Origin of the sequence: Vibrio sp. S12_S33 (assembly GCF_963889785.1) — a bacterium.
Lineage (GTDB): Bacteria > Pseudomonadota > Gammaproteobacteria > Enterobacterales > Vibrionaceae > Vibrio > Vibrio aestuarianus.
Genome location: NZ_CAWPQZ010000022.1, coordinates 41967 through 58506 on the forward strand (window position 1 = coordinate 41967; position 16540 = coordinate 58506).

Sequence of the window (16540 nt, forward strand, 5' to 3'; positions counted from 1 at the left end):
TATCAAAAGCACAATTACGCACTTTATTACGTAATTTATCATTTTGTGTTTAGTAAAAAGTCGTACTGTTAAACATTTTATATGGATAGTACTTGATGTTGAGTGGCGTGTTTATTGATCCATAACGAGATTTCTGTTGGATTCACACTAACCACCCATCTACGCCCTAGTTTTGTGCTCTGTGTCACCAAATCTTCTCAATTATGTGCTAAACAGAAAGTTGGTATGTACATCACTCAATGTAATTAGTGAGGTCGAGTCATTTTTTTTGGGATATCCCTCTCATTATGAGTAATTGTTTATACCGCAAGAAATTTTAGTTTTTAGCAATGAAGTTAAAGATATTGGTTAAGTGATGTGATCAGAATCACTCGTTATTCGAAGGATATCTCAACTAATGAGAGATGGATCACCGACACGATTGTGCTCCCCCCTCTACGCCCTGACTCCTCCTCCTAAATGTGCCTGTGAGTAGGAGGATGCCGAGCTTTTGATGGTGATGCACGATATGGCACAGATGGATTAAAACGGATAAGTGAGATTTCCCTGATGAAACCTACGCAACAAAAAAAATTCGATAAAGCTTCTTTCCAAAAGAACGTGGTAAAACACCTTACTGCAACTTATGCAACCAGCATTGAGCATGCCAGTAGCCGTACTTGGTACTTGGCGATGGGTCGTGCACTCGCAGAATTAACAACGTTTGACTTACTTGAAACTGAGCAAGATGAGCGAATCGTCAACGCGAAAAGTTTGAATTACCTTTCTCTTGAGTTCTTGATTGGACGTTTAACGGGTAACAACCTGATCAGCATGGGTCTGTATGAACAAATTACAGAAGCAATGACTGAGCTAGGTCAAAACTTAACGGATCTTCTTGAAGAAGAGCGTGACCCATCATTGGGTAACGGTGGTTTAGGTCGTCTAGCAGCGTGTTTCATGGATTCGTGTGCCGCTCAAGAATACCCAACTGTGGGCTACGGTCTGCACTATGAATATGGTTTGTTTAAGCAGTCTTTCAAAGAAGGTCATCAGCAAGAAGCGCCTGACGCATGGCGTGGTGTTGAAGGTTACCCTTGGGAGATCGCTCGTCCAGATATCGCGCAAGAGATCGGTTTTTATGGTCACGTTGAAGTGGTTAATGAAAACGGTATCGAGAAGCGTTGCTGGGTTCCTGGTATGTATGTACAAGGTATGCCATGGGATCTACCAATTGTGGGTTACGAAAGTGATACGGTTTACCCTCTACGTTTGTGGGAATGTCGTGCAATTGCGCCTTTCTCACTAGAAAGTTTTAACAATGGTAACTACTTTGAAGCGCAGCATGCGTTAATCGATGCAGGCAACATCACCAAAGTCTTGTACCCAAATGACAACCATGAAAAAGGTAAAACACTGCGTTTGATGCAGCAGTACTTCCACAGTGCAGCGTCAGTACGTGATATTTTGCGCCGTCATGAAGCCGCTGGTCACGCAATTGCCGATCTGCCTAAGTACGAAACCATTCAGTTAAATGATACGCACCCGACGATCGCTATTCCAGAATTGATGCGTATCTTGATCGATGAAAAAGGCATGGGTTGGGATGAAGCATGGGCGATCTGCTCTAAAACATTCGCTTACACCAACCACACCTTGCTACCTGAAGCATTGGAAACGTGGAGCGAATCTTTGATTCAACGCTTGTTGCCTCGTCATATGGAAATCATTTACGAGATCAACCACCGCTTCCTACAAGAAGTTCGTGCTAAATGGCCTGGTGATGTCGCTAAACAGCAAAAACTGTCGATCATCCAAGATGGTTTCCACCGTATGGTTCGCATGGCAAACCTTTGTGTGGTTGGCTCTTACGCGGTAAATGGTGTGGCAGCACTTCACTCAGAATTGGTGAAACGTGATTTGTTCCCTGAGTTCAACGAGCTGTACCCAACTCGTCTGCACAATGTGACAAATGGTATTACACCACGCCGTTGGTTGAAGTTCTGTAACCCTGGTTTATCGGCACTGATTACTGAAAAAATTGGTTCAGATTGGCCAGCACATCTTGATCAACTTGAAGCGATTGCTCAGTACGCTGATGATGCCAAATTCCAAAAAGAATTTATGGCAGTGAAGAAGCAGAACAAACAGCGCTTAGCTGATTGGGTTAAAGAGAACATGGATATCGAACTTGATACCAATGCAATCTTTGACGTGCAAATCAAACGTCTACATGAATACAAGCGTCAACACCTTAACATGCTACACATCTTGTCTCTGTATCATCGTTTGATCAATGACCCAACGTTTGATATGGCACCACGTGTGGTCTTCTTTGCAGCGAAAGCGGCGCCGGGTTACCACTTAGCGAAAGAGATCATTTACGGCCTCAACAAGATCGCTGAGAAAGTGAATAACGACCCTCGTATTGGTAACAAATTGAAAGTGGTCTTCATTCCTGATTACCGCGTGAGCATGGCTGAAATCATCATCCCAGCCGCTGACGTATCAGAGCAAATTTCAACTGCCGGTAAAGAAGCTTCTGGTACTGGTAACATGAAAATGGCGCTAAACGGCGCGTTGACTATCGGTACGATGGATGGGGCGAACGTAGAAATTCGCGAAGAAGTGGGCGATGACAATATCTACATCTTTGGTTTAGAAGTCGATGAAGTGGAAGCGGTGAAAGCGCGTGGTTACAACCCATACGATTACTACAACGCTGATCCTCTACTGAAAGCGTCACTTGATCTGCTGTTAGGTGAAGAATTCACACCAGGTGCTTCAGGTAAGCTGCGTGCTACTTTTGATAGCTTGCTTGATGGTGGTGACCCGTACCTAGTGTTAGCAGACTTTGCTTCTTACGTAAAAGCGCATGAAGCGATGGATAAGCAGTACCGTGATCAAGCTGGTTGGGCTAAGAAAGCGATTCTGAATACCGCATTAGTGGGCAAATTCAGCTCAGACCGCAGTATCAGAGATTACGTCAACAACATCTGGAAACTAGAAGCAGTTAAGCGTTAATTTTTAACTTAGCCAAGGCATTCGTGCCTTGGCTCTTTGCTTCTTTTGCAAATAAAAGTACTCATTTACAAAATACTACTATTAAACCCCTACAATTTTGAAGGGTAAAGCAGTCCCTTCGGAGAGAGCGATGAAAGAACTAAACGCATTAAAACAAGTCGCTGAAATGGCGAAATTAGCCGACAGCTATGTGAGCGCGTGGGGCGACGAAGCGAAAGTGGAAGATGAAACCCTTATTCGCTTATTGGCGTCTTTAGGCTATGACACAACCAATGATGAAACCTTGCTGAAATCAGCAGAGAAAAAACACAAAAAAGAGGTATTAAACCCAGTTCTCGTTGTTCGCGAGGGTGAGGCAGTGGAAATTCCACTGTACTTAGGTATTAGCGCACGTGAAAGTGAATTTAACTGGCGCTTAGAAACCGAGCAAGGAGAGGTACTTGAAGGCTATCTTCAGTCACAAATCGTTCGTGATGATCGTGCCGAGGGTGGCCCTCTAGTGTTCACATTGCCAAATGATTTGGCATGGGGTTATCACAAATTATTGGTGACGCGTAAACGTCGTAAAGCACCTTATGAGCTGACTTTGATCGTGACACCTCAAGCGTGTTACAAACAAGATCCAATTAGCCAAGGCAAAAAAATGTGGGGTCCAAGCGTTCAGCTTTATACTTTGCGTACGCAACACAACTGGGGTATTGGTGATTTTGGTGACTTGAAACAGTTGGTGTCAGATATTGCCTCTCGTGGTGGTGATTTTGTCGGTTTAAACCCAATTCATTCACTGTTCCCTGCAAACCCTGAAGGTGCAAGTCCATACAGCCCCTCTTCTCGTCGCTGGTTAAATATCCTCTATATTGACGTAAGCTCCGTGCCTGAATTTGCCTTAAGCGCAGACGCGCAGCAAAAGGTGGGCAGTGCAGACTTCCAGCAACGTTTACAAAAAGTTCGTGAAGCGCACTGGGTGAATTACACTGAAGTGGCAGAACTAAAAATGAGCGTTTTGCCATTACTATTTACCGAATTCAAAAAGCGTCATTTGGATAAAGGTAGTGATCGCGCTCAAGCGTTTCTGAATTTTGTTGAAGAAGGTGGTGACAGTCTACTTCACCAAGCGACTTTTGATGCGCTTCATGTTGAATTACATGGCCAAGATTCTAGTGTTTGGGGCTGGCCTGTCTTCCCTGAGAAATACCGCCGTTTTGAAAATAACGCGGTTCAGAAATTCATTACAGATAACCAAGACCAAGTACATTTGTACATGTATTTACAATGGATTGCTGACAGCCAAATTAATGAAGCTCAAGCCTTGGCGGAAGAAAAAGGCATGGCAGTGGGTCTATATCGTGACCTTGCTGTTGGTGTGGCAGACTCGGGCGCTGAAACATGGGCCGATGAAGGCAACCTAGTGCTTGATGCTAGCATTGGCGCGCCGCCAGATATTCTAGGCCCGCTAGGACAAAACTGGGGCTTACCACCACTAAACCCACAAGTGCTTGAAGCAACGGCTTACGATGCGTTCATCAAACTGCTGCGTGCTAACATGAAGCACTGTGGCGCATTGCGGATTGATCATGTACTTGGTTTGCTGCGCTTATGGTGGATTCCAAAAGGTGAGAATGCAACCAAAGGGGCGTATATCTACTACCCAGTGAAAGACATGCTCGCTATTTTGGCTTTAGAATCTCATCGCCATCAATGCAGTGTTATCGGTGAAGATTTAGGTACTGTTCCTGATGAAATCGTTGATATTTTGGCTGATGCTGGCGTTCATTCTTATAAAGTCTTTTTCTTTGAAACGGCTGAAGATGGCGGCTTTATTTCACCGAAACATTACGCGGCTCAATCGATGTCGGCCTTATGTACTCACGATATGCCTACCTTGCGTGGTTTCTGGCACTGTGATGACCTGAAAATGGGTCGTGAAATTGGTCTTTATCCTGATGAAGAACAATTGAACGCTCTGTTTGATGACCGTTTAAAATGCAAACAAGGGATCTTAGATTCAGTCGCATGGCATGGTTACCTACCAGAAGGGATTGGCCTTGATGCGAGCCTAGTGCCAATGGATTCATATTTGAGTGAGGCATTACAACTTCACGTTGCCGCTGGTTCATCCACTTTGCTCAGCGTTCAGCTAGAAGATTGGCTCGAGATGGATAAACCGGTCAACATTCCTGGTACTGTTAACGAGTACCCGAACTGGAGACGTAAATTGTCGATGAACCTTGATGAGCTCTTTGGGCGTGAAAATGTTAATCGTATTGCTAATCGCTTGACTGAAGTTCGTGCAAGTGTGAGTAAATAAAGACTCACTAAGCCTCATTGTATTGGCTTAGTGTTATGTTTCTTTGTGATTGCACACAGAATTTTAGCGTAAGTCACTCAATGTAGTCATGGAGTTCGGTACACTGTACTCCGCTAGTATGCCCGCCGGTTAGCGGGCATTTTTTTACTTTGAAAGAAAGTTAGGTTAGGAGTAGGGATATGAAAATAAAAAAGCTTTCAAAACAAAAGCAGGTATATAGCCAACTTTCTCATGCAGCATTTGCTGATCCGTTTTCATTTTTAGGCCCTTATCTGGCTCAGGATCAAGGGGCGTTACGTGTATGGATGCCGGGTGCAGATAAAGTCGAGTTGGTGATAGAAAATCAACCTCGAATTGAGCTCGAACGTGAAGAAGATTCTGGTTTTGTATTGAAATCTGACAGGGATTTACGTTTTACTCACTACCAATTGGCCATCGATTGGGCTGGTACTGAGCAGTTGATCGACGACCCGTATCAATACCATAGCTTGTACGCAGAATATGATGATCTTCATACACCGAAGTCGATGTACCATCATATGGGGTCGCAATTTATTACGCTTGAGCGTGATGGTAAACAGGTCTCAGGTACGCGTTTCTTGGTTTATGCTCCACATGCACAAGCGTGCAGCTTGATTGGTGCATTTAACGACTGGGATGGCCGTCGCCACCCAATGCAGCGTCTTGATTACGGTATCTGGGGCATTTTTATGCCTGATTTAGCCGAGGGTACTCAATACAAATTCGAACTTAAAGGCCCACACGGTGAAGGGTTGCCACACAAGGCGGACCCTTGGGGCTTTTATGCCGAGCAATACCCTTCTTTTGCCTCTGTGACGTACGACCATAGCCGCTATCAATGGCAGGATAGCGCATGGCAGACTCGACCTGTATCAGAAAAGCGTAAACAAGCGTTGTCATTTTATGAGTTGCATGTCGGTTCTTGGCGTCGTAATGAACAAGGTGAGTTCCTAAATTATCGAGAACTTGCCGAGCAATTAGTACCTTACTTAGTTGACTTGGGTTATACCCACGTCGAATTAATGCCAGTTTCTGAGCATCCATTTTATGGTTCATGGGGGTATCAACCGGTAGGTTTATTTGCACCGACTAGTCGTTTTGGTACGCCAGATGACTTCAAATACTTTGTCGAACAATGCCATTTAGCTGGTATTGGTGTGGTACTTGATTGGGTTCCAGCACACTTCCCAGCGGATAGCCATGGTTTGGCTAATTTTGATGGTACACCATTGTTCCATGATCCAGATCCACGTCGTGGTTGGCATCAAGATTGGAATTCGTATATTTACGACCTTGGGCGCGAACATGTACGCCGTTTTCTTGTTTCTAACGCTTTGTATTGGTTTGAGCAATTCCATATTGACGGTATCCGCGTTGATGCTGTGGCTTCAATGCTCTACCTTGACTACTCGCGTAGCCATGATCAGTGGATCCCTAATGTCGACGGTGGCCGAGAAAACTACGATGCGATTGCTACCTTAAAATGGATGAACGAAGAAGTGTATAAACACTTCCCCAATGCAATGACCATTGCTGAAGAGTCAACGGCGTTTCCTGGAGTCTCTGCGCCGACCTTTATGGGTGGTTTAGGGTTTGGTTTTAAATGGAATATGGGCTGGATGCACGACAGCTTATCCTATATCCAAAAAGATCCTGTTCATCGCAAGTATCATCACAACACCATTACTTTCCCACTTGTCTACGCGCACAGCGAAAACTATGTGTTATCTTTGTCGCATGATGAAGTGGTGTACGGAAAAGGTTCTATCCATAATAAGATGCCAGGTGATGAGTGGCAGCAAACGGCGAACTTACGGGCATATATGGGTTACATGTATGGTCAGCCGGGTAAAAAGCTCAACTTCATGGGCGCGGAAATTGGCCAAACAGCAGAGTGGAACCACGACGATCAACTGCAATGGTTCTTACTGCAATTTGAACGCCATCAAGGGGTGCAAAATTTAACGCGTGATCTGAACACGGTCTACCAACAACAGAAAGCGCTATTTGAATTAGACAGTGAACCGCGAGGTTTTGAATGGCGTCTTCAAGATGCAGCCGATGCCAGTATTTTGGCTCATGAGCGTATTAGTGAAGCGGGTGAACGAGTGTTGATTATCACCAACTTTACTCCAGTGCCTCATGAAGAATTCCAGCTAGGTATGCCTATTGATGGTGAGTATCAATTGTTACTCAATACCGACGATGAAAAGTATGGTGGCAGTGGCTTTGATGTCTTGTCATCAGCGAAAACGGAGGAGCTTGAAAGCGAAGGGTTGCCTCAATCGTTGCTATTAAGAGTCCCACCGCTGGCGACCATTTTCTACAAATTGAACGTATAAATTTGTTCTATACCCAAACCACTTGAAGTTGCAGGCAGGCGGCAAGTGAGTTCATCCCCATGAGCATAGATAAACTATGTGATTGGAGGGAGCGAATGTAGCCAACACCGCTGTAGCTTCAAGTAAAAAGTGGCATCACATACAGTTTCTAATTATAAAAGATAGTTTAACTAAAAGGCTACGATCCTAAATTCGTGGCCTTTATTTTTTTCTGTGTTGTTGACCTCATGCTGAGCGGAAAATTGGTTTCGGATTCGATAATCGCCGTCAGGCCATATATAGAGCATTACAACGATACTCTTAAGTTTAACGATGCGCCTGTACTTTTCATGGATGCCGTTCATCCAACTCAATCAACAAAACTCAGCGATGGCTGGATCCGTAAGGGACAGGAAAGCTTATTGAAACAACAGGTAGTCGTACTCAAGTGAATCTAATCGGTGCTCTGTCACTGAAAGACATTAATGCAACGATCACAGATACTTATGAAACGATGGATAGTGAGAGTATTGTGCGCTTCTTTTGGAAGCTCAAGAAAGAACATTATCCACTAGGAGCAGTCTATCATCGGTCAGAGCTGGTAAGAAATGCGGCAAAAGTGCTCAATATAGAGCTTCATTACTTACCGTCATACAGCCCAAACTTAAATCCGATAGAGCGGCTTTGGAAAGTAATGAATGAGTATGTGAGGAAAATATTTATTTCTCCTCCAAAGCGACATTCATCTCTGCTATCAAAAGGTTTTTCGATGTGACACTACCAGAAGTTGCGGGCTCACTTGTATCCAGAATTACGGATAATTTTCAGCTATTGAAACCTGCAACTGTAAGTTGAACGGGCATTAATGAGAATAAAAAATGCTCACACGACTGGGGGGGAGGTGTGAGCCAAAATTGGCTTGCTATAAAAGTGAATAAGTACACGTTTACAGACTTGTACTCATTCACTGCACTAAAAAATAGATAAGCCAATTACGTGGGTAAACAGACAGATAATTGAGCTTAATTAAGCGATGACGTTAGCTACTTCTTTAACCAGTGCCGCTAGTTCATCCCATTTTTCATTGTCGACCAGATTGTTCGGGATCATCCATGTACCACCACAGGCAAGAACTGCAGGAATAGCAAGATAGTCTTTTACATTGCTTGGGCTAACACCACCGGTTGGCATGAATTTAATCGGGTATACGGCGGTTAGCGCTTTGAGCATTGCCACACCACCAGAAGGCTCGGCAGGGAAGAACTTCAATGTATCCAAGCCCATTGCCATTGCTTGTTCAACCAAGCTTGGGTTATTCACACCAGGAATAATGGCGATATTGCGTTGTTGGCAGTATTTTACCGTTGTTGGGTTAAACCCTGGGCTGACGATAAAATCAACGCCAGCATCGATCGCTTGGTCTACTTGTTCAGTCGTCAGAACCGTTCCTGCACCAATCAGCATTTGTGGGTAAGCTTCACGCATATTTTTCATGGCGAGAGCTGCTTGCTCTGTACGGAATGTGATTTCAGCACAAGGCAGGCCATTTTCAATCAGCACTTGAGCCAGTTTTACAGCTTTGTTTGCGTCTTTAATTGCAATTACTGGAACCACTTTAATGGCGGCCAGTTGTTGGTTGATCGTATTCATCAAAGAATCCTTTTGGTTACATAATTTAAATAATTGGCATTGCATCACGAGGGATAATGGCACCTCGATGCTGAATAACCGTGCCTGCTAATGTATGTCCAGCGACAGCTGATTGTTCAGGAGTTCCACCAGTCAAGCGTTTGGCTAAATAACCTGCGCTGAATGAGTCACCAGCCGCGGTTGTGTCAACAATGGTGGATACTGGTATGGTGGGGATAGAAGCTAATGTTCCATTTTGTATAACGTAGCAATCATCTGCCCCACGCTTAACCACAATTTCAGTAACGCCAAAGCTTTGGGTGCGTTCAATCGCTTGTTGCTCTTTAATGTCGCCATACAGCATTTGTTCATCATCGAAGGTCAAAAAAGCAATATCAGTAATACATAAAATTTGTTCGTATACTGCTTGAGTGGTTTCAACATTTTCCCACAGCGCAGGGCGGTAGTTATTATCGAAGGCGATTCTTACACCCTCTTTGCGGCAAAGTGTCAGGATTTCTATCAGTGTTTGGCGACAATCTTCAGGTAAAATTGCAAGGCTAATACCGCTGAGATAAATCATTTGATGTTGAGATAAGTTATGCACTATGCCAAGAATGGCTTGGTTTCTAAGCCAATATTTTGCTGCTGAATCATTACGCCAATAGAAAAAGCTGCGCTCACCGTGTTCATCGGTATCAATCGTATATAAACCCGGTAATTTATCTTCAGATAAATGAACGAAATCGGTGTTAATTCCTTCTTCTTGCCATATTTGCAGCATTTGCTTACTGAATGGATCTTTGCCTAGACCTGTAACATAAGATGTGGTGATTTCGTGATGATGAGTTAAACGTGAAAGATAAAGTGCGGTATTTAATGTGTCGCCACCAAAACTTTGTTTGTATAGCTCGCCATGCTTTTGCAGTTCGACCATGCATTCACCGATCACTGCGATTCTATTCACATACATTGAAATGTCTCCTAAACATTAATTGTAGGTATTATTGCAGTCATGAAATCATTTAACAATAACAATAAAAATAAAACATTGGTTCATTTGTGTGTGATTACGATCTTGATTGATATCGATGTTGCATTATTGGTCGTCTGAAACAAAAAAAGTCAACCGCAGTGGTTGGCTTAAACGTTCGATTTATTTCCCGATAAATGAGCGTTATGGAAGCTTACGCGACAAGTGTTTTAACATATTCTGCAATTTCTGCATCTTGGCAATTCTTGAAGAAGCACTCTTGGAAACGAGCACTACCAACGGCTGTTTTAACAAGTTCTTGGTCAATCGCACGTAGTGCATCAACAAAGTTATCTTTCGTTACTGCCGCTTTTACCCGGTTCAAAATTGCAGCATTACGTTGTTGAGGTTCAGCGCGCTCAAGTGGGTAACCTTCGCCGCGAGTACCAGTAAACGCTTTTTCGAAGATGTAACGAACGTTCAGTTCACCAGCCCAACCAAAGCCTTTAGCAAATGCTAGAGCCAATGCATTACCGTTATTGATTTGGTTAAATAGGAAAGCGTCAGAAGGCTCTAAACAGTAACCACAAACCACGCCTGGGTGTAAGTTAAGAGACATCATTGCGCCTTGACCTGTTCCACAACCTGTAACAACGAAGTCTACCGCTTTAGAGTTCAACAAGATGCTCGCCATAATACCTAAATGAATGTAGGTCAGATGATGATCGTTTTCATCGGTCATACCTAGATTAAATACCTCGTGGCCTAGACCGCCTGCAACGGTATTTAGTTCACCTGCAACCATCGCATTTTTTGCTGCTTGGCTGTTTTCCATCATTAGTGCAATTTTCATGGTGTTTCTCCTGCGGCGATGCCGCCTATCAATTTTTAATTATTCTTATTTCAAAAAGTCTTTACGCATTGGCGTAAAGTTATCAATCAGAATTCCTGCTTCTAAGCAGCGGCAGCCGTGCATGATTTCTGGTTTCTTGTACATAGTGTCGCCGGCTTTGACGATTTTCGTTTCTTCACCAATGGTGAATTCAAATTCGCCAGATAAAACGTAAGTCAGCTGTTCGTGAGGATGATTGTGCATTGTGCCAATCGCCCCTTTTTCAAAATGTACTTCAACGGCCATCATGTTGTCGCTGTGTGCTAATATTTTGCGAGAAATTCCTGCCCCCAAATCTTCTAAAGGGATATCTTTATTCAAAACAAACATGGTTTACCTTCCTATTTTTATAGGTTTTGCGCTATCAATGAACGTCTTTGATCTCGGACTAATCGATAAATAGTAATGCTGTTCATAGTTATGACCGTCAGCTCAAGTAAAGTGCCGCCAATCGATCCAACTAAGATGTTGTTAATTAGCCAGCACGTTGCACCTACCAAGAAGGCAACTCTCATGGCTATCCCTTTCAGCATAAAAATAGCAAATGTCCCAATTGTTGTTCCAACAATTGGCCACAAATCCCACCAATGCTGAGCTAGGTAAACACCCAACCCGAGACTGACGCTAATAAATAGCGCAGCAACATATTTTGAAGAAGTATAAATTGAGGTTGCTGTACGTAGTGCGGAAAGAAATGCGCTAAGCACAGACAACATTGAACCTAATAAAAAATAATGTAAGAGATGATTCAAGTTAAAAATGAACATAATGATTTTTAGCTTACGATCATCTTTTTGATAAAACGTGGAAATACCTAAGGCTAAACTCACAAATCCTAACGCTTGAGCTAATGATAATTCCACATTTATTTCCTTACATGAATGTCATGATCTTAGCGAGCTAACCAACCACCATCGACAGCAATCGTATAGCCATTTATGTACGCAGATGCTTCTGATGCTAGGAAAACACAAGGACCAGCAACATCTTCAGGTGTACCCCAACGGTCTGCAGGAATACGTTCTAGGATTGCGGCATTGCGTTCTTCGTCGGCACGTAGTGCCGTTGTATTGTTGGTGGCCATGTAGCCCGGTGCAATCGCATTAACGTTAATGTTATGACGTGCCCATTCGTTAGCCATCGCACGAGTGATACCCATCACGGCACTTTTAGAGGCGGTGTAAGAAGGCACGCGAATACCACCTTGGTAAGAAAGCATGGAAGCGATATTGATGATTTTTCCGCCATGACCTTGGGCGATAAACTGCTTAGCAGCCGCTTGAGACATGAAGAAAACGGTCTTAGAGTTGATGTTCATTACATCATCCCAATTCTGTTCAGAGAATTCGATGGCATCTTCACGACGAATAATACCAGCATTGTTCACTAAGATGTCAATTTTACCAAACGCAGTGATAGCTTGATCAATGATGTGTGGAATATCTTCTTGTTTAAGAAGGTTGGCTCGTACATCTAAAAATGTATGGCCTGCCGCTTTCATTTTTTCAATGGTTTCAGTTGGTTCAATATAGTTAACGCCAACAACACGGCAGCCTGCTTCTGCAAGACCAAGCGCCATACCTTGCCCCAAACCTGTATCACAGCCGGTTACGATCGCTACTTTGTCTTTCAGATTAAATGAATTAAGCATGATTTGTATTTCCTCAATATTGTCGAATTTAGTGACCGAATCGAAGCCTGCGCTCACTGAAGTTATGGTTAAGATAAATCAAAAAGAAATATCGCACAAATATTTTTGAAAAGCTGTTTTGAAAATATCGATGGCGATCGTCTTTTTGAACGTTAAGTCTGCGTGGTTTCAAATTTATGAAAAGCGTTTTTAAAAAAACTGGTTTACCAAATGAGAGGGGTTATAATGTTGGGAAATTAATAGTTATAACAGTTGTAAAGGAAGGACTATGGAAAAATCCACACAGCCTGAATCGGTATCCTCAGTGCTAAAAGTGTTTAGTATTTTGCAAGCACTCGCGGAGCAAAAAGAAGTGGGTATTTCAGAGCTATCACAACGTTTGATGATGTCTAAAGCAACCACTTATCGTTTTCTTCAAACCATGAAATCTCAGGGTTATGTTTCACAAGAAGGAGAAGCTGATAAGTATTCTTTGACATTGAAGCTCTTTGAATTGGGTGCAAAATCTTTAGAATATGTTGATCTTATCTCTCTTGCAGATAAAGAAATGCACCATATTTCTGAGCAAACCAATGAAGCTTTGCACTTAGGGGCATTAGACGAAAGCGGTATTATTTACATCCACAAAATTGATTCTGGTTACAATTTACGCATGCAGTCACGTATTGGCCGACGCAACCCACTCTATAGTACTGCGATTGGTAAGGTGTTATTAGCTGAGCGTGAAGAATCGTACGTTCGCCGTTTACTTCGCGATGTTGAATTCGTTAAGCATACCGAGCGCACACACGAAAACGTTGATCAACTTTTGAGTGAATTAGAATTAGTACGCGGTCAGCATTTTGCTGAAGATAATGAAGAACAAGAGCCGGGTCTTCGTTGTATCGCTGCACCGATCTACGATCGCTTTGGTAATGTGATTGCTGGGCTGTCTATTTCGTTACCGACTATTCGCTTTGAAGAAGAACGTAAATCTTACTATGTCGATTTACTGCAAAGTGCCTGCCGTAATATTTCTGGGCATTTAGGTTTCCGGAATTATCCTGTTTAATCAATTAAGCAGCTTGATAGCTGCTTTTTATGAAGCATAATCAATTATCGAAACAGCGCTTTAAAATGCGAGGTTGTTGTGGGTACATCGTTAACTCCAAATATCTATGATTTTCTTATCAGATTAGATCCATTTGATAAGCTTCCTCGAGACATTGTTGAGTCACTGTCTAAGCAAGTCAAAGTTCGTTACTTAGCGCAAAGTGAACAGATCGAATTTAGTGCGCTATGTGAAGATCGCTATCTTTATATTATCCACACAGGGGCGATTGAGCAGTGGTGACCAGATGGACAACTGCGTGCTCGTTTAGGAGAGGAAGATCAGTTTGGTTTACTTTCTTAGCGCCTTTGAAAGACAGCGAAGATGGCTACCGCGCGCAAGCCATGGAAGATTCTTTGCTCTACCTCATTCCACATAAAGTGGTGTTGCAGGTTTGTGACGAGCATCCAGACATGGCTCATTACTTTGCAGCTAAAGCGGAGTCTGAGCTCGGCGGTCAATGATGTTTGCCGTGCTGAAGAAAAAGGGCTGTTTTCCGCCGGATGAGTGAAATTGCTAGTGAGAACATCACCATTGTTGATTTTACCGCTACGATTCAAGACGTGGCGCGAAAAATGTGTGGTACTGGAGGCCGTCGTAGTCCTTGCGCGGTCGTAAAATCCGCTGGAGAAATTGTTGGAATTGTAACCGACAGAGATATGACATCGAGTGTTGTTACTAGCGGGATTGATATCTCTTTACCTATTCATCATGTGATGACACCAAACCCACAATTGATTCAGGCTGAAGACAAAGTCATTCAAGCGATTTCCATCATGTTGCAATACAACATTCGCTGTTTGCCTGTATTAAAAGATAAAGAAGTCGTTGGCTTATTGACCACCTCACATTTAGTGCATAACCACCGTACTCAAGCTTTGTTTTTAATCGAAAAAATCAAGTACGCGAGTTCTGTCAATGCATTAGCTGCATTGAAATCAGAGCGTCAGTCCATCTTTGAATTTCTAGTAGAAAGCGGTGTCAGTGCGGAAATTTAAGGCAGAGTTATGTCGATGATCATGGATGCATTTACTCGTCGCCTACTACAAATAACGGAAGCGATGCTGGGCCCCGCTCCTTGTGACTATGCCTGGATGGTCGCTGGTTCTCATGCTCGCAATGAAGTACATATGCTTTCCGATCAAGATAGTGCATTGGTGTTGGTCGACGATGCGAAAGCAGAAGATATGATGCATTTCAAGTAATTAGCTATGAAAGTTTGCAATGGTTTAGCCGCGTGTGGTTATCCATTGTGTGATGGTAAATACATGGCAGCTTACCCCAAGTGCTGCCAACCGCTAAGCACATGGAAAGAATACTATCGTAAGTGGGTTGCCAGCCCTGAATATAATAAATTATTAAGCATCAGTGCGTTCTATTTACGGCAATAGTGATTTAGTCGATCAGATGCAGCAGCATTTGCATCACTGTATTCAAAAAAATATGCACTGAATTTAATTATTGATTTAGTCCGTATTTTTAGTTTGGCAGGCGGTGGTTCGATGACTGGAACAGAAGATCGCTTTATCTTTGCCGCAGCTCAAGGAACGATGTCCGAAGATAGCTGTAAAAATATTATTGGCGTTCATAAATTCATAACCTAGGTGCACTTTACTCACCAGTTATAGGCGTTAGGTGAAGGTAAAGATGTCAATAACCATATCGAACCAAACACATTTAGTAGCTTTGAACGTAAGCATTTGAAGGACGCGTTTAAAATTATCAGTGAGTTACAAGATGTGGCGAAATTAATATTTTTGAAGGGGTAACGATGTTAAAGGCATTCAAGCGGCATTTTAACCCTTGGAATAAAGTGTATAAACACCACCAAGTGTTGTCCGAACAACAGCGAGGTTTAGCTGGACTCAGTCAATATCTAGGGCATCCTTTGCCGCCGCTCGATATTCGTTTATCTGAGCTTGAGTTTGTCGCATTCGATTTTGAAACCACAGGGGTGAATGCTCAGAGTGATTTCATCCTGAGTATTGAGATGGTGCCTTTTACACTCAATGAAATTGATGCTGTTAGTGCGAGTGAGATATTTATTAACCATGCACAATTAATCAAAGCTGAATCTGCAATTATCAATCATATTACGCCGAAAATGCTTAAAGATGGCGTCGTGATTACCCAAGCAATGGACAACCTATTTAGTGAATTAGCAGGGAAAGTCCCAGTTGTTCATGGCTCGTGTATCGAAAGAACTTTTTTAGATAGTTTTGTACAAGAGCACTTAGGAATGAAGAATTTCCCTGCTTGTGGCTAGATACGATACATATCGAAAAGCAGTTTTCCTATAAAGGTAAAACTGACAGTCGTTCTGGTTTCCAATTGAGAGACGTTCGTGATCGCTATCTGCTTCCTTCCTACTCTGAGCACTCAGTTGCATTTGATGCCTTGGCGACGAGTGAACTATTTACCGCACAGATCAAATCACTGTTTAAGCACCAAACCCCCTTGTTACATCAATTACTTTCTTCTTGAGCTGAACAGTAAAGCGGATGGAGTAATTATTGGTAGGTAAGAGCAAAAAGTTGCTTACGCTAGGCAGGTTATTGCTCAATATGTTTCATTTGTCATTATAACTCATTGAAATTAAACAATCTTAAGGTTGGCATCGACCTTGCTCTATAGGTGATGAATTTGCGCAAA

At 42.8% G+C, this 16540-nt stretch carries 12 protein-coding genes and 2 pseudogenes; 8 read left to right on the plus strand and 6 right to left on the minus strand.

Annotation, left to right across the window (positions count from 1 at the left end; genetic code table 11):
• The first annotated feature begins 549 nt into the window (after window positions 1–549).
• The 4 genes and pseudogenes from AACW06_RS11540 to AACW06_RS11555 form a co-directional block, all read left to right on the plus strand.
• Window positions 550–3003 carry a glycogen/starch/alpha-glucan phosphorylase gene (locus AACW06_RS11540; protein WP_192075157.1) on the plus strand — a complete coding sequence of 818 codons (2454 nt, stop codon included), beginning with the start codon at window positions 550–552 and terminating at the stop codon, window positions 3001–3003.
• A gap of 130 nt (window positions 3004–3133) precedes the next feature.
• Window positions 3134–5311, plus strand: a complete 2178-nt coding sequence (gene malQ, locus AACW06_RS11545; protein ID WP_192075158.1) for a 4-alpha-glucanotransferase — start codon at window positions 3134–3136, stop codon at window positions 5309–5311.
• Between the two features lie 179 nt (window positions 5312–5490).
• A complete protein-coding gene (gene glgB, locus AACW06_RS11550) occupies window positions 5491–7674 on the plus strand; it encodes a 1,4-alpha-glucan branching protein GlgB (protein ID WP_192075159.1) in 2184 nt (727 codons plus the stop codon).
• A gap of 275 nt (window positions 7675–7949) precedes the next feature.
• Window positions 7950–8508 (plus strand): annotated as a pseudogene (locus AACW06_RS11555) (IS630 family transposase); the annotation flags it as partial.
• Between the two features lie 171 nt (window positions 8509–8679).
• Here the strand turns inward: AACW06_RS11555 and AACW06_RS11560 are convergent.
• From AACW06_RS11560 to kduD, 6 genes are all read right to left on the minus strand, one after another.
• Entirely contained in the window at window positions 8680–9303 is a 624-nt protein-coding gene (locus AACW06_RS11560; protein WP_192075160.1) for a bifunctional 4-hydroxy-2-oxoglutarate aldolase/2-dehydro-3-deoxy-phosphogluconate aldolase, read from the minus strand.
• Between the two features lie 25 nt (window positions 9304–9328).
• Complete coding sequence (locus tag AACW06_RS11565) at window positions 9329–10255, minus strand: sugar kinase (protein WP_192075161.1); 927 nt, start codon at window positions 10253–10255, stop codon at window positions 9329–9331.
• Window positions 10256–10469: 214 nt separating this feature from the next.
• Window positions 10470–11108, minus strand: a complete 639-nt coding sequence (locus tag AACW06_RS11570) for an RpiB/LacA/LacB family sugar-phosphate isomerase (protein ID WP_192075162.1) — start codon at window positions 11106–11108, stop codon at window positions 10470–10472.
• Window positions 11109–11153: 45 nt separating this feature from the next.
• Window positions 11154–11477, minus strand: coding sequence for a cupin domain-containing protein (locus AACW06_RS11575; RefSeq protein WP_053308898.1), 324 nt, complete (start codon window positions 11475–11477; stop codon window positions 11154–11156).
• Window positions 11478–11494: 17 nt separating this feature from the next.
• Window positions 11495–12016: a YgjV family protein gene (locus AACW06_RS11580; protein ID WP_192075166.1), complete on the minus strand. Its 522-nt coding sequence runs from the start codon at window positions 12014–12016 to the stop codon at window positions 11495–11497.
• Window positions 12017–12039: 23 nt separating this feature from the next.
• Window positions 12040–12801 carry a 2-dehydro-3-deoxy-D-gluconate 5-dehydrogenase KduD gene (gene kduD / locus AACW06_RS11585; protein WP_053309051.1) on the minus strand — a complete coding sequence of 254 codons (762 nt, stop codon included), beginning with the start codon at window positions 12799–12801 and terminating at the stop codon, window positions 12040–12042.
• A gap of 265 nt (window positions 12802–13066) precedes the next feature.
• On the opposite strand from kduD, the gene kdgR reads away from it, so the two are divergent.
• The 4 genes and pseudogenes from kdgR to AACW06_RS11605 all read left to right on the plus strand — a co-directional run bounded on the left by kdgR (window position 13067) and on the right by AACW06_RS11605 (window position 16372).
• A complete protein-coding gene (gene kdgR, locus AACW06_RS11590; RefSeq protein WP_192075163.1) occupies window positions 13067–13849 on the plus strand; it encodes a DNA-binding transcriptional regulator KdgR in 783 nt (260 codons plus the stop codon).
• A 78-nt stretch (window positions 13850–13927) separates the two neighbouring features.
• Window positions 13928–15657 (plus strand): annotated as a pseudogene (locus AACW06_RS11595) (DUF294 nucleotidyltransferase-like domain-containing protein).
• Between the two features lie 2 nt (window positions 15658–15659).
• Complete coding sequence (locus AACW06_RS11600) at window positions 15660–16154, plus strand: exonuclease domain-containing protein (protein WP_238336693.1); 495 nt, start codon at window positions 15660–15662, stop codon at window positions 16152–16154.
• Window positions 16145–16372, plus strand: a complete 228-nt coding sequence (locus AACW06_RS11605) for a hypothetical protein (RefSeq protein ID WP_238336694.1) — start codon at window positions 16145–16147, stop codon at window positions 16370–16372. Before AACW06_RS11600 ends, AACW06_RS11605 begins: the two co-directional genes overlap by 10 nt.
• Window positions 16373–16540: the final 168 nt, after the last annotated feature.

Bases quoted from the DNA above. Each gene is read 5' to 3' on its own strand.
- AACW06_RS11540 (WP_192075157.1), top strand. From the start codon at position 550: ATGAAACCTACGCAACAAAAAAAATTCGATAAAGCTTCTTTCCAAAAG.
- malQ (WP_192075158.1), top strand. From the start codon at position 3,134: ATGAAAGAACTAAACGCATTAAAACAAGTCGCTGAAATGGCGAAATTA.
- glgB (WP_192075159.1), top strand. From the start codon at position 5,491: ATGAAAATAAAAAAGCTTTCAAAACAAAAGCAGGTATATAGCCAACTT.
- AACW06_RS11560 (WP_192075160.1), bottom strand. From the start codon at position 9,303: ATGAATACGATCAACCAACAACTGGCCGCCATTAAAGTGGTTCCAGTA.
- AACW06_RS11565 (WP_192075161.1), bottom strand. From the start codon at position 10,255: ATGTATGTGAATAGAATCGCAGTGATCGGTGAATGCATGGTCGAACTG.
- AACW06_RS11570 (WP_192075162.1), bottom strand. From the start codon at position 11,108: ATGAAAATTGCACTAATGATGGAAAACAGCCAAGCAGCAAAAAATGCG.
- AACW06_RS11575 (WP_053308898.1), bottom strand. From the start codon at position 11,477: ATGTTTGTTTTGAATAAAGATATCCCTTTAGAAGATTTGGGGGCAGGA.
- kdgR (WP_192075163.1), top strand. From the start codon at position 13,067: ATGGAAAAATCCACACAGCCTGAATCGGTATCCTCAGTGCTAAAAGTG.
- AACW06_RS11600 (WP_238336693.1), top strand. From the start codon at position 15,660: ATGTTAAAGGCATTCAAGCGGCATTTTAACCCTTGGAATAAAGTGTAT.